The sequence below is a fragment of the Bifidobacterium sp. AGR2158 genome, from assembly GCF_000424225.1.
Taxonomy (GTDB): domain Bacteria; phylum Actinomycetota; class Actinomycetes; order Actinomycetales; family Bifidobacteriaceae; genus Bifidobacterium; species Bifidobacterium anseris.
On record NZ_AUJM01000013.1, the window covers coordinates 285,119 to 298,624 of the forward strand.

At 67.7% G+C, this 13,506-nt stretch carries 9 protein-coding genes and 1 other RNA gene; all 10 read right to left on the reverse strand.

What is annotated here, in order from left to right; all coding sequences use genetic code 11:
- Positions 1-276: 276 nt before the first annotated feature.
- Positions 277-679, reverse strand: a transfer-messenger RNA (tmRNA) gene (ssrA, locus tag G606_RS10970).
- A 128-nt stretch (positions 680-807) separates the two neighbouring features.
- A complete protein-coding gene (locus G606_RS0105900; RefSeq protein WP_231371435.1) occupies positions 808-2,016 on the reverse strand; it encodes a cell division protein FtsQ/DivIB in 1,209 nt (402 codons plus the stop codon).
- A 296-nt stretch (positions 2,017-2,312) separates the two neighbouring features.
- A complete protein-coding gene (gene murC, locus G606_RS0105910) occupies positions 2,313-3,878 on the reverse strand; it encodes a UDP-N-acetylmuramate--L-alanine ligase (protein ID WP_026645178.1) in 1,566 nt (521 codons plus the stop codon).
- Positions 3,879-3,984: 106 nt separating this feature from the next.
- Positions 3,985-5,175 (reverse strand): UDP-N-acetylglucosamine--N-acetylmuramyl-(pentapeptide) pyrophosphoryl-undecaprenol N-acetylglucosamine transferase, encoded by a 1,191-nt coding sequence (locus tag G606_RS0105915; RefSeq protein ID WP_026645179.1) that lies wholly within the window; start codon positions 5,173-5,175, stop codon positions 3,985-3,987.
- 55 nt (positions 5,176-5,230) lie between these two features.
- Positions 5,231-6,571 carry a peptidoglycan glycosyltransferase FtsW gene (locus G606_RS0105920; protein WP_081664075.1) on the reverse strand — a complete coding sequence of 447 codons (1,341 nt, stop codon included), beginning with the start codon at positions 6,569-6,571 and terminating at the stop codon, positions 5,231-5,233.
- Complete coding sequence (gene murD, locus G606_RS0105925; RefSeq protein WP_026645181.1) at positions 6,558-7,997, reverse strand: UDP-N-acetylmuramoyl-L-alanine--D-glutamate ligase; 1,440 nt, start codon at positions 7,995-7,997, stop codon at positions 6,558-6,560. Before murD ends, G606_RS0105920 begins: the two co-directional genes overlap by 14 nt.
- Positions 7,998-8,105: 108 nt before the next feature.
- Positions 8,106-9,212, reverse strand: coding sequence for a phospho-N-acetylmuramoyl-pentapeptide-transferase (gene mraY / locus G606_RS0105930; RefSeq protein WP_026645182.1), 1,107 nt, complete (start codon positions 9,210-9,212; stop codon positions 8,106-8,108).
- 46 nt (positions 9,213-9,258) lie between these two features.
- Complete coding sequence (locus tag G606_RS0105935; RefSeq protein WP_026645183.1) at positions 9,259-10,746, reverse strand: UDP-N-acetylmuramoyl-tripeptide--D-alanyl-D-alanine ligase; 1,488 nt, start codon at positions 10,744-10,746, stop codon at positions 9,259-9,261.
- Positions 10,747-10,792: 46 nt separating this feature from the next.
- Positions 10,793-11,671, reverse strand: coding sequence for a hypothetical protein (locus G606_RS0105940; RefSeq protein ID WP_026645184.1), 879 nt, complete (start codon positions 11,669-11,671; stop codon positions 10,793-10,795).
- Positions 11,672-11,705: 34 nt separating this feature from the next.
- Complete coding sequence (locus G606_RS0105945; protein ID WP_026645185.1) at positions 11,706-13,505, reverse strand: peptidoglycan D,D-transpeptidase FtsI family protein; 1,800 nt, start codon at positions 13,503-13,505, stop codon at positions 11,706-11,708.
- Between the last annotated feature and the right edge of the window lies 1 nt (position 13,506).

Sequence of the window (13,506 nt, forward strand, 5' to 3'; positions counted from 1 at the left end):
GTTCATGCACCTATATGGTCACATGCTGAGACCATTCGAGCGCGACGCGCGCACGGTGCCTACCGCACACCCATGCGCGGCGGTGATCCGCGCGGAACAGGGGTTCAACACCCGCGCGTCGGCGTCCTATGAATCGTCCTATGAAAACGCCGAAAAACGCCCGTGAAACGCTCGAATACGCATTTGAGGTAACTGGCGCGCCAGTGCGCCCGACAGGATGGAATCGTTGGAATCGCAACGAAAAAACGCCGCCCATGACTGGACGGCGTTTGAAGCTGGTGGAGCCGCGGGGAATTGAACCCCGGTCCGGTGACCGTACCCTCGTACTTCTACGTGCGTAGTCTGCTGACCACTGGGGTGGTTTTTCGGCCCCCATCAATGTCGCAGACGACTGATGGCGAGCCTAGCCACAGTCAAAGTCCCTACGTCACCCTGCGGTTCAGTGACGTAGGCAAGTCCTCTAACGACGCCCGACCTCTCCCCGAAGACCCGGGAGAGCGGACGGAGCCACGCTCGCTGGATTAAATCTGATTACGTTGAAAATCAGGCAGCGAGAGCGAACTCAGTGCGATTAGATTTAGCACTTAATTTAAATCGCAGAGCACATCACGAGCGGACTCTGCATTCTCGGCACGCTTCTCCGAAGCGAACAGATCACCGTCGAAACCAAATCGGCCCCTTTTGAATTATCAAACCCCGGCGATGGACCTCGCAGCCCCGTCAAACCGGACTTCTTAATATAACACGGCGAGACCTTTTCCGCAAGTCCATCGTTGCGAGAGGCATCGCACGCCCCGCGCCGCCCGCCTACTTGATGATCGGGCGGTTCGGCGCGGAGACGTTGATCTGCTTCTTGTCGCCGATTACCTTCGGATCGTTCATGATCTTGTCGGCGATCGCCATCTTGAGCTTGAGGTCGGTGGCGTCGCCCCAGACGACGGTGATGCCGTTCGCGAAGGTCGTCGTGATCGAATCCTGCGTCGGCGCGCTCACGGCGGTGACGTCCTTGCGCCACCCTTCGGGGAACGCGTCGAGGATGACGACGGCCGACTGCAGCGCGCGGCTCTTGACGGCGTCGTCCACCGACGTCACGTCGATGACGGGGATGCCTTTCGCTGATTTGGCGTCGACGGCGTTGAGCACGCGCGCCTTGTTGTCGACGGCCGTGAGCGTGTCGCCTCCCTTGACGCGCAGCATCGCCGCCGGCCGCTGCGCCTCGACGCTCACGTCGAGCCCGTTCGGGAAGCGTTTCGCCGCCCGCGCCGAGGAGACGCCGGGGATGCTCGAGAGCTGTTCCTCGACGGCCGCGTCGGAGACGAGCAGCAGCGACTTGCCCGCCTGTCCGCGCGCGATCGTCATGATCTGCCGCTCGCTCACCCATTGATTCGCGCCGGACACGGTGATCCGCTCCGGGCTGAGCCGCAGCACCGGCGAGAAGAACAGCAGCCAGACGATGGCGGCGACGACGGCGATTGCGCCGACGGCCGCCGCGACGTGCGTCACCGTCTGCCGCAGGTTCGCGCGACGGCGTTCCTTCTGCCGTTTCGTGAAATCGACGACCTTCGGACGTGTCGCCACGCCGACGGTGCCGGCCGTCTGTCTGAGCGTCTTCGCGACGATGTCCTCGCTGTGCATGTTGTTCGCGTCGACGAAGGACCCCGGTTCGCTTCTGCTGATCGGCTCGTCGACGATGCGCGCGCGACGCACCTGCGCCGTCTGCCTGCCGCGTTGCGGCAGCAGCGCGCGCATGCGTGCGACGAGCGACGTGCCGCCGCGCTTCGAGGATGACGTCGCCGAATCCTTCGCTGAATTTGTCGTCGATCCAGCCGATTTCACAGTCGACTTTTCCTTCGACTGCGCGACCGTTTTCGCAGCCGACGGCGTCCCCGACGTCACGGTGCGCGCACCGCCGGCACGCGCGCCGGCGTTCGATGCGACGCGCTGCCGCGTGCGCTGCGGCTCGAGCGGGAATCGGTGCTCCCCCGTCATCGCCGACGGCGACGACTTCGGTTTCACCGAACGTTTCACATTGCCGGTGCGCGCAGACGATGCCGACGATGATGCCGCGGTCGCCGAACCGGACACCTGCCGTCCGACATGCGGCGTGGCTGCCGTGCCGTCCCGATGCGACGAGACGGTCCGCCCACGCCGGCGGCCCTGCGACGCATTATGCGCGCTGCCCGCGCCCGACGACACGCTCCGCCCGCGCGTACCGTGAGCGTCGTGCATACCGTCCGACGTCCGATGCGCATCGTCGCGCGCATCATCACGAGACGAGCCGCCCGACGATGATCTGACGCTGCGCCCGGCCATCAGTCGTCCTTGCCGGCGTGCGCCTCGAGCACATGCGCGATGACGGGCGCCATCTTCGTGATGTCGCCGGCACCCACTGTGAAGACGACATCGCCGGGCTTCGCGCGCATCGCGATCATCTGCGCCGCCGTCTCCATGCGCTCCTCGACGTCGATCGACGCGTCGTCGCCGGCCGCGTCGGCGATCGTCGCCGCGCTCACGTCCGGGAAGTCCTGCTGCCGTTCGCGCGCCGGGAACACGCCGGTGACGATGACGTCGTCCGCCTTTGCGAGCGCGTCGGCGAACTCCTTCGCGAAGAACTTCGTGCGCGAGAACAGATGCGGCTGGAAGAGCACGTGGATCGTCGCCTGCGGGTAGCGGCGGCGCGCCGCGTCGAGCAGCGCGGCGATCTCGGTCGGATGGTGCGCGTAGTCGTCGACGACGGTCACGCCGCCGATCTGCGCGCGGATCTGGAATCGGCGTGCGGCGCCGAGGAAGGTCGACACGGCGTCGGCGGCGGCGTGCGGGTCCATGCCGAGCAGCGTCGCGGCGATGATCGCGGCCGTCGCGTTCCTCGCGTTGTGCAGTCCCGGCACGGCGAGCGTCACCGGCATGCGCACGATCGAACCGTCGTCGTCGCCGGCGTCCACCCGTCCCGCGGCGATGCTCGCGGGCATTTCGAGTGTGAAGCTTTCGGCGCCGTCGCCGGCGTGTTCGCGTTCGGCGGCGATGTGCACGTAGCGTGCGCCACCCAGTTCGCCGAGGTCGACGCGCGGCGTCGTGCCGTAGGCGACGGCGTGCGCGGCCGTGGCCTCGTCGAGCTGGCGCAGCACGGCGAGCGCGCTCGCGTCGTCGGCGCATACGACGATTGCGCCGCGCGCATGGCTCAGATGGTCGACGAAGGCGGCGTGGTAGGCGTCGGCGTCGCCGTAGTGGTCGAGGTGGTCGGGTTCGGCGTTCGTGACGATCGCGATCTGCGGCGCGTATTTCGCGAAGCTGCCGTCGGATTCGTCGGCTTCGGCGACGAGCACGTCGCCCGTGCCGGCGTGGCCGCCGTCGAGCGTGGTGCCGTCGGGGCCCTGAATCGATCCGCCGATCGCGTAGCTGGGGTCGGCGAGCGCGCCGGGGCCGCCGTGCGTCAGGATGTGGGCGAGCATCGAGCTCGTCGTTGTCTTGCCGTGCGCGCCGGCGACGGTGACGGCGCGCCGACCGTGCATGAGCAGCGCGAGGATGTCGCTGCGGTGCACAATGCGCGCGTCGTTCGCGGCGGCGGCGACGATCTCCGGATTGTCCGCCTTGATCGCGCTCGAATAGACGACGACCTGCGCGTCACGCACGTTGTCCTCCTGCTGGCCGATGCTCACCGGGATGCCGAGCGCGGCGAGGCGTTCCGTCTTCGCGCCCGCCTGCGCGTCCGATCCGTCGACGTCGACGCCCTGCTGGTGCAGCATCTCGGCGAGGACGGACATGCCGGCGCCGCCGATGCCGATGAAATGCGTCCTTCCGAGGTCGTCCACCCGCTCGCTCGGCGCGAAACGCGCGATCGTCGGATCGAGTTCGATGGGCTGTCGTGTCTGTTCGTTCACTGGGGAACACGCTCCTGTCACTGTGCTGATTGCTGTGCTTGCTGTGCTGTGTCGCGTTGTTTGATTGCTTGCCGCGTGTGATTGTCTGCTGATGCCGCGCGGGGCGCTATGCGGCGCCCTGCGCGTCGGCGATGTCGAGGATCTGGCGCGCCATGCGGTCGGCGGCGTCGCGGATGCCGTAGTGCCACGCGCGCTCGCCGTAGTCGCGCAGCGTCGCCGGGTCGGCGAGCAGCGCCGGGATGTGCTCCTCGACCCAGGTCGTCGTGAAGTCGTGGTCGTCGACGAGCAGGCCTCCGCCGGCTTCGACGACCGGCTGCGCGTTGAAACGCTGCTCGCCGTTGCCGATCGGCAGCGGCACGTAGACGGCGGCCAGGCCGAGCGCCGTCAGTTCGCTCACGGTGCCCGCGCCCGAGCGGCAGATGACGAGGTCGGCGCAGGCGAAGGCCTTATCGATCCGTTCGAGGTACTGCGCGACGTGGTAGTCGCGTCCCGGCTGCGAGTCCTCCCCCAGTCCGGTGAGCACCTGCGCGCCTGCCGACTGCACGACGCGGTCGCGCACCTCGTCGATCTTGCCTTTGCCGGTCAGATGGACGATCTGCGCGTGGCGCACGAGCGTGCCGGCGGTGCCGGAGACGGCGCGGTTGAGGCTCGCCGCGCCGAGCGAGCCACCGGTGACGACGATGACCGGGCGTTCGGGGTCGAGGCCGAGTTCGCGCGCGTTGCGGGCGCGGGCGCCGGCGCGGTCGTCGCGCAGCTGTTCGGCGAGCGCGGCGATTGCCGGACGCAGCGGCAGGCCGACGCGTTCGACGTCGCCGCCCTGCTCGGGCTTGAGGCCGGTGCCGTCGTAGGCGGTGCCGATGAAGCGCGCCCAGTGCGCGCCGAGCTTGTTCGCCATGCCGGCGCGCGCGTTCTGCTCGTGGATGACGACGGGGACGCCGAGCTTATGCGCGGCCGCGTAGGCCGGCGCCGACGCGTAACCGCCGAAACCGACGACGACCTGCGTGCCTTGCGTATCAATGAGCTGCTTGACCTTCGCCGTCTCGCGACGCCATTTCGCCGGGAACTTGAACATGTACACGCCGGGACGGCGCGGGAACGGTACCTTCTCGATCGTTTCGAGACGGTAGCCGGCGGCCGGCACGAGGTCGGCCTCAAGACCTACGGCCGTGCCGAGTGCGATGATGTCCGCGTCCGGTTCCCTGCGCCGGATCGCGTCGGCGACCGCCAGCAGCGGATTGACGTGGCCGGCGGTGCCACCGCCGGCGAGGATGATGCGATGCGGTGTTCCTGTGCCCATCTTGCCTTCGTTCATGCCTTCGTTCATGCCTTCACTGTAGCCGACGCGCCCGAGCTCAGGCCTTTGCGCGTTCGGCGCGGATCTGCGGTTGGCTGCGCATCGCGCTCATGCACACGCCGGCCGCTATCAGGCATGTGATCAGCGACGTGCCTCCCGCCGAGACGAAGGGCATCGGCAGACCCATGACCGGCAGCAGGCCGAGCACGACGGCGATGTTGATGAGCGCCTGACCGACGATCCACACGGTCATGCACATGATGATCGCCGACGCGAAGCGATTCGGCGTCTTCACGGCCACGACGAGCATGCACCATCCGATGACGACGAACAGCAGCAGCACGAGCAGGGCGCCGACGAAGCCGAGCTCCTCGCAGATGATTGCGTAGATGAAATCGTTGTGCGCGGCCGGCAGATAGTTCCATTTCTCGCGCGAATTGCCGATACCGACGCCGAACAGGCCGCCGGAGGCGATCGCGTAGTGCGCGTGCGTGGACTGGTAGCACACGGTCTGCGCGCCGTCCTCGCAGCCGCGGTAGGTCGCGAGGATGCGGCTCATGCGGTTGCCGCTCGTCACGACGAACATCGTGACGAACGCGAGGGCGACGAGGCCGCCGGCGCCGAGCCATTTCTTCGGGAAGTCGCTCGTCGCGAACGCGATGATGCCGATGAACACGAGGATCATGCAGGTGCCGAGGTCCTTGCCGCCGATGACGAAGGCGACAGCGACGACGAACAACGTCAGCGGCACCCAATAGTCCTTCAGCGTCGGTTTCGCGCCGCTTTTGCGGTGGGCGACGTAGACGCGCCGCAGCGCCAACGGCAGCACGACGCACAGTATGAGTTTGAGCAGTTCGGCCGGTTGCAGCTGGACCGGACCGATCTTGATCCAGCCGCGGTTGCCGTACACCTCGATGCCGAGCGGCGTCAGCGTCATCAGCTGCAGGACCGCGCACAACGCGTACAACGGGTACATGATCTTCGGCAACGCGTAGAAGCCCAGCGGCAGTATCCTGGCGACGACCATGAGGAGCAGGCCGATGGCCGCGAAAGACGCCTGGGTGACGAGCTGCGACCACGGCGAGGCGCCGGCGGCGACCATCGAGACCGACGAGCTCGAGAACACCATGACGAGGCCGAACAGCGTCAGCGCGAGCACGCTCGCAAAGAAGCCGTGGTAGCACCACAGCGGGTTGAGGAACATGCGCCATCCGCGGTACTGCGCGAAATCGAGCGACTCGTCCTTCGACGTATTCGACGAGGCGCGTCGCGGCGCGTCGTCGGATGTCGCGGGCTGCGCGCGCCGGCGCACCGTGTACTGCTGGCGCGGCGCCTCGATCGCGCCGCTCGACGAGCGCGTGCGCGGCTCGCGCCGCTTCTTGCGTTCAGTCTCGGCCATACTCGCTCACCCACCGCCGTGCCTCGTCAGCGAACTCGTCGCCGCGCTTCGCGTAGGATCGGAACTGGTCCATCGACGCACAGGCCGGCGCGAGCAGCACGACGTCGCCGCCGTGCGCCATCGACGCGGCCGCGGTGACGGCGCGCGCCATGACGCTGCCGGCGTCGGCCGGGTCGATGATCGTGACCGGCAGATCGGGCGCGCTCGTGCGCAGCGCGTCGAGCATCGGCTCCTGGTCGACGCCGATGACGACGGCGGCCTTGAGCCGGTCGCGCACGTCGGCGACGAGCTGTTCGAAGCGGCCGCCCTTGGCCAAGCCTCCGGCGATCCACACGACGCTGCTGGGCGCGAAGCTGCTCAGCGAGGCGCGCGCCGCATGCGCGTTCGTCGCCTTCGAATCGTCGACGAAGCGGACCGTCGCGCCGTCGTCGAGCGTCAGACGGGCGACCTCCTCGATGCGGTGGCCGCCGGGCTTGAAACGCTTGAGCGCGTCGAGCGCGACGTCGATATCGACGTCCATCGCCGTCACGAGGATGAGCGCGGTGAGCGCGTCGGCGACCAGATGCGGGTAGAGCGTGCCGTCCGGCTCCATCAGATGCGGGAAGTCTGCGAGCGCGGCGAGGCGGTGCTCGGCGCCGATCGGCATGCCGGTGACGCCGGCCATGTCGACGATCCAGCCGTCCTTGACGCCGATCTGGCCGGCGACGGGCTCGGAGAGCGTGAAGCCGACGGCGACGCAGCCTTCGGCAGTCTTCGCCTCGCGCGCCAGTTCGCTGACGCGTTCGTCCTGCGCGTTGTAGGCGATGACGCGGCGCGCGCCGTCGAAGACCTTCGACTTGTCCTGCGCGTACGCCTCGATGCCGCCGTGCCAGTCGAGATGGTCGGCGGCGATGTTCGTGATCGCGGCGCCGGCGAGCGCAAGCGAATACGTGAAGTGCAGCTGGAACGAGCTCAGTTCGACGCACAGCACGTCGTTGGCCGGGTCGAGCGCGGCGTGCGAGACGGCCTTGCCGATGTTACCGACGGCGGGCGCCGTCAGACCGCACGCGGTGAGCATCGCCGAGGTCATCTCGGTCGTGCTCGTCTTGCCGTTCGTGCCGGTGATGCCGATCCACGCAGCGGGACGTCCGGTGCGGGCGCTGTCCACGCGCATGAGCCACGCGAGTTCGACCTCGCTGATGACCGGGATGCCGCGGCGGCGCGCCTCCACGATGAACGGTGTGCGCGGATTGAACACCGGCGACGTGCACACGAGGTCGACGCGCTCCCAAGGGATGTCGTCGAAGGAACGCAGGTCTGCATCCTCCTTATGCTCGTCGACGCCGATGACCTCCTTGGCGCGCGGACGCAGGATGTCCACGATGCTGCGGCCCGAAATGCCGAGTCCCGCCACCACCACCGTCATATGTTCAAGGTCGAGTTCCATTGTTGCTGTCCTTCCGTCCGTGGCTCGGATCGTGCCGGGTCCGCGTATGCGCATGCCGTCGTGTCTGTGTCGCGTGTCCGCCGGCGGCGTGCGGACGCGCGGGGCCGCTCAGGCGTGCCACAGGCCCGAGCGTGCGACCCAATCGCCGTAGAAGATGACGAGGCCGACCATGACGAACATGAGCTCGATCATCCAGAAACGCACGACGACCTTGCTCTCGGTCCACCCTTCGAGTTCGAAGTGGTGGTGGATCGGCGCCATCTTGAACACGCGCTTGCCGGTCGCCTTGAAATAGCCGACCTGGATGACGTCGCTCATCGCCTCGATGACGAACAGGCCGCCGATGATGATCGCGAGGAACTCGGTGTGCGTCTCGATCGACAGCGCGGCGAACAGGCCGCCGAGCGCGAGCGATCCGGTATCGCCCATGAAGATCGACGCCGGATTGCAGTTGTACCACAGGAAGCCCAGGCACGCCATCGCCGCGCAGCAGGCGATGATCGCCAGATCGAGCGGGTCGGAGACGGCGTAGGTGAAGCCGGAGTGGCCGGTGCCGGCCAGATGGTAGCTCTCCCAGATCGCGATGATCGCGTAGCCGACGAACGCGACCATCGACGAGCCCGCGCACAGGCCGTCGAGGCCGTCGGACAGGTTGACGGCGTTCGTCCACGCGGCCATCAGGAAGTTGACCCAGATGACGAAGAGGATGATCGCGAGCGCACGGCCGGCGAAGTCGAAGCTGACGAAGGGCTTCTCGATGAAGCTCATGCCGGCCTGCGCGCTCGGGAAACCGGATTTCGTCGGCAGCACGAGCGCGAGCACGGCGAACAGCGTCGCGAAGACGATCTGCCCGAGGAACTTGCCGCCGACGGTCAGGCCCTCGTTCTGCTTCTTGCGCACCTTCGCGAAATCGTCGATGAAGCCGAGCAGGCCCATCGACGCCATCGCGAACAGCGCGAGGACGGCCGACCATGACGGCACGACGCCGTGGCAGCAGTAGCGGTACAGCGCGCTCGCGCCCCAGCCGAGCAACACGGCGAGCACGATGACGACGCCGCCGAGCGTCGGCGTGCCGCGCTTGACGAGATGCGACTGCGGGCCGTCCTGGCGGATGTACTGCCCGTAGTTGAGCTTGTGCACGATGCGGATGAGCAGCGGAGTGCCGACCATCGTCACGATCAGCGAGACCAAGATGCCAATGATGAGTGCGATCACCTGAGGTTCTCCATTCGGTTGCGTGATTGCCGTGGGTTGCGTGGCCTCATCGCGCGCCGCCGGTCCAGCGCGTCGCGAGCGCGCTCAGGCCGGAGGCGTGGGAGCCTTTGAGCAGTACGACCATGTCGGCGTGCGCGGCGTTGAGGCGGCGCACGGCCTCGTCGGCGTCCGCCGTGTTCGTGACGGCGGCGACGGGGCGCGCGTCGGTCGCGTCGAGCGCCTCGCGTGCGCCGTCGGCGATGGCCTGCGCCAACGTGTTGAGATGACCGTCGCCGTCGGCGCCGACCGCGACGACGGCGTCGGCGCCCGCCTCGACGGCGTAGCGGCCGATGTCGTGGTGCGCGCGCGTCTCGTCGGCGCCGAGCTCGAGCATCGCGCCGAGCACGGCGACGCGGAACGGCTGCGCGTCCTCCTGGGCGCGCCATGCGATCAGGCCGTCGATGCCGGCGCGCATCGAATCGGGGTTCGCGTTGAACGAGTCGTCGATGAGCGTGAAGCGCTCGCCGTCGCGTGTGACCTCGCAGACGGCCATGCGGTGCGGGCTGACGGCCGTGACGTGCGAGAGCACGTCGGCGATCCGTTCGAGCGGCATCCCCTCAAGGCGTGCGACGGATGCCGCGGCGAGCGCGTTCATGACGTTATGCGCGCCGCCGATGCCGAGCGTGACGCGCTGTTCGACACCGCCGTCGTCGACGATTGTGAACACCGGGCGTCCCAGATCGTCGAGCGTGATGTCGTCGGCGGCCACGTAGCCGTCCTCGTCGTGCGCCTGCGCGTGTTCGATGCCGAACCAGACGACCTTGCCGGGCGCGATCGCGCTCATCGCGGCGACGCGCGCGTCGTCGGCGTTGAGTACGCTCACGCCGTCGTTGAGCAGTCCGCGCACGATTTCGCTCTTCGCCTGCGCGATATGCTCGACGGAGCCGAATTCGCCGAGGTGCGCGACGCCGACCTTGAGCACGACGGCGACGTCGGGCGGCGCGATCGTCGTCAGATGCGCAATCTCGCCCAGATGGTTCGCGCCCATCTCGGCGATGAGGTAGCGCGTGTCCTCGTTCACGTCGAGCGCCGTCAGCGGCAGTCCGATCTCGTTGTTGAACGAGCCGACCGGCGCAATCGTGTCTCCGAGCGTGGACAGCAGCGCCTTGAGCAGGTCCTTCGTCGTCGTCTTGCCGACCGATCCGGTGATGCCGACGATAGTGAACGGCGCGCGTTCGTCGCGGCGCAGCTCGAGATTGGCCTTGGCGAGCAGCCCGAGCGCCTCGACGGTGTCCTTGACGATGATCTGCGGGCACGGCGCGTCCATGATCTCATGGTCGACGATCGCGCCGAGCGCACCCTGTTCGCCGATGCGCGCGACGAAATCGTGGCCGTCGACGTGTTCGCCGGCGATCGCGACGAACAGCGAGCCGTCGTGCGCCTTCCTCGAATCGGTGACGACGTTGGTCACGATCCGTTCGGCCGTCGCGTTGTCCGCGTTGATCAGGCGGCCGTCGACCGCCCGGGCCGCTTGGCCCAGCATCATCCTCATCATCGTTGTCTCCTTCGTGAAAGTCTTGTCGATCCCTCGTTCGCCGCGCTCAGCGCAGCTCCTTGGACACGCGCAGCGCGTTGCGGATGTTCGTCTTGCGCACGCCCGCGGCAAGCGTCATCGCGATCGCGAGCGACAGCGCGCGCGTCGGGACGCCGTCGCCGAAGTCGGACTGCTCGGCCATCGCGTCAGTCTCCGCATCGCGCTGCGCCAGATGCGTGTTCGCGTCGAGCGTGCAGCCGTACTGTTCAGCCACATGCGCGATCATCTCGTCGACGTGGTCGCCGGCGTCGTCGTAGCCGAGCACATCGATGCCGACCGATTCGAGCGCGCCGGCGGCGATCGTGCGGCTGTTGAGCGCGAGGATGATCGCGGCGGCACCGTCCTCGACGCACACCGAGAAGACGCGCTGCATCGCGAAGACGTCGACCGGGTAGCTCAGGTCGAGGAAACGTTCGAGCGACTGCGAATCGCCGTCGCACACGGTGCCGACCGGGTTGCCGAGCATGTGCAGGAACTGCGCGAGCACGTCGACGTCCTCGCGCACGCGGTCGACGTCGCTACCGGCGATTGCGAAGACGGCGATTGACTCGGACGGCCTGCCGGCGATCGAGGCGGCGAGTTCGCCGACTCGGCGCGGCGACGGGTCGGCGAACAGCACCGGCACCTGCGGGTCGTCGATCGCGTTGCGCATCGACGTCGGCAGCATGACGGCGTAGGCGCCGCGGCGCACGGCGAGCGCGAGGCGGCCCTTGTCGATGCGCATGCCGGGCATGTACAGCGCGCCCGGCGTGACGGATTCCACGTCGTTGGCGAGCGACGTGACGGTCACGTCGCGCGCGAAGTCGGGCACGAGCTCCCAGCCGTAGCGGTCCACGAGCATGCCGAGCGTCAGCCGCTGGGACGTCGTTTCGTTGATTGCGCTCATCGTTTCCTCTCCTTGTGCTTTCTCGGTTCCGCGCTCACCACTCCACCGGGATGGCATCCTTGCGCGGCTGCGAGTTCGGCACCTCGTACTTCTGCATCAGGAACTTGCCGATCTCGGCGAAGACCGGGCCCGCGGTCAGGCCGCCGTACGCGCCCTCCGGATCCTTGAGGATGACGGTGATGACGAAGCGCGGGTCGTCGGCCGGGATAATGCCCGAATAGTCGCTGATGAGCGACGAGAGCTTGCCGTCGGCGCCGGCTACCTCGGCGGTGCCGGACTTCGAGGCGACGCGGTAGCCGTCGACGCCGGCGAAGCCCTGCGACGCGTAGTGTTCAGAGACCGATTCCATCGCGTTGAGCACCTGCTTGGAGACCGCCTCGTCGATGACGCGCGTCGAATCGCCGGTCGTGGTCTCACGCGTCCTGCCGTCGGGACCGACGACGGCCTTGATGATCGACTGCGGCTTGCGCACGCCGTTGTTCGCGATGACGCTCACCGCGTTCGTCAGCTGCAGCGCGTTGACGGTGTAGCCCTGGCCGAACAGCACGGTGTTGCGCGTGCGGCCGTCCCACTGCGAGGCCTGCGCAAGCAACCCCTGCGATTCGCCCGGCAGCCCCAGCCCGGTCGGCTGTCCGATGCCGAAGCGGCGCAGATAGTCGTAGCGCTTGTCGTCGCTGAGGTTCTCGGAGGCGAGGATCGTGCCGATGTTCGACGACTGTTCGAGAATGCCCGCCATCGTCCAATGCTCGTCGCCGTGTTCGAAGGAGTCCTTGTACTTCTGTCCGTCGAGCGTGAGCGTCGAGGGCACGGTGAACTTGTCGCCCATCGTGTGCAGACCCTCTTGGATGACGCCGGACATCGTGAACACCTTACCGATCGAGCCGGGTTCGAAGGTCTCGTTGACGGCGCGTGCCACGTTGAGCTTCGCCTCGTCGCTGCCCGCCTTGATCTCGTCGGTGTCGGCGAGCGCGACGATCTGCCCGTTGCGCACGTTCTGCACGACGGCGATGCCCCAGCCGGCCTTGTACTTCTCCTTGCTCTGCTTGAGGATCTGTTCGACGCGCCACTGCACGTCGCGGTCGATCGTCAGCTGCACGTCGGCGCCATTGACGGCCGGCTTCGAATCGGTCATCGTGCCGGGGATCTCCTCGCCGCCGTTGCCTTGTTGGTAGACCTCGTAGCCGTCGGTGCCGGTGAGCGCCTTGTTCTCGAGCTGTTCGACGCCGGCGACGCCCTTGCCCTCGTCGTCGACGCCGCCGAGGAAGACGCCGAGCAGCGACCCGTTCGAGTAGACGCGCTCGTCGCTGAGCTCGCCGTAGACGATGCCGCCCAGATGCAGCGCGCTGATCTTGCGCTTGACCTCGGGGGTCACGTCCTTCTTGAGCACCGCGTACTGGCCGGTGCCGGCGAGCTTGCCACCGATCTCGGCGGCGCTCATGTCCAGCAGCGGCGCGAGCAGCTGCGCGACGGCGGCCACGCCGGTCGTCTTGAGCGGCTTGCCGTCGAGCTGCTGGCAGTAGTCCTGCGTGCGCGGCGTGCAGTCGAGCGGCGTGAAATCCTGCGCGGCCTCGGGGTTGCCGACGATCGTGTATCGTTCGACGCTCTGGGCGAGCACGACGCCGTTGGCGTCCATGATCCTGCCACGTTTGGCGCCGAGCGTGACCTGCACGGTGCGGGCGCGCGTGGCCGCCTGCGCGGTGCGCGCGCCTTCGACGAGCTGGAGCACGCCGAGCTGCACGAGGCACGCCGAGGCGAGCGTCGCGAGCACGACGCCGAGCACGAGGGCGCTGCGCATCGGCTTGGCGAGCGCCTTGTACCAACGGATGGGATGCATC

Bases quoted from the DNA above. Each gene is read 5' to 3' on its own strand.
- G606_RS0105920 (WP_081664075.1), bottom strand. From the start codon at position 6,571: ATGGCCGAGACTGAACGCAAGAAGCGGCGCGAGCCGCGCACGCGCTCG.
- G606_RS0105940 (WP_026645184.1), bottom strand. From the start codon at position 11,671: ATGAGCGCAATCAACGAAACGACGTCCCAGCGGCTGACGCTCGGCATG.
- G606_RS0105915 (WP_026645179.1), bottom strand. From the start codon at position 5,175: ATGGGCACAGGAACACCGCATCGCATCATCCTCGCCGGCGGTGGCACC.
- G606_RS0105945 (WP_026645185.1), bottom strand. From the start codon at position 13,505: ATGCATCCCATCCGTTGGTACAAGGCGCTCGCCAAGCCGATGCGCAGC.
- G606_RS0105935 (WP_026645183.1), bottom strand. From the start codon at position 10,746: ATGATGAGGATGATGCTGGGCCAAGCGGCCCGGGCGGTCGACGGCCGC.
- murD (WP_026645181.1), bottom strand. From the start codon at position 7,997: ATGGAACTCGACCTTGAACATATGACGGTGGTGGTGGCGGGACTCGGC.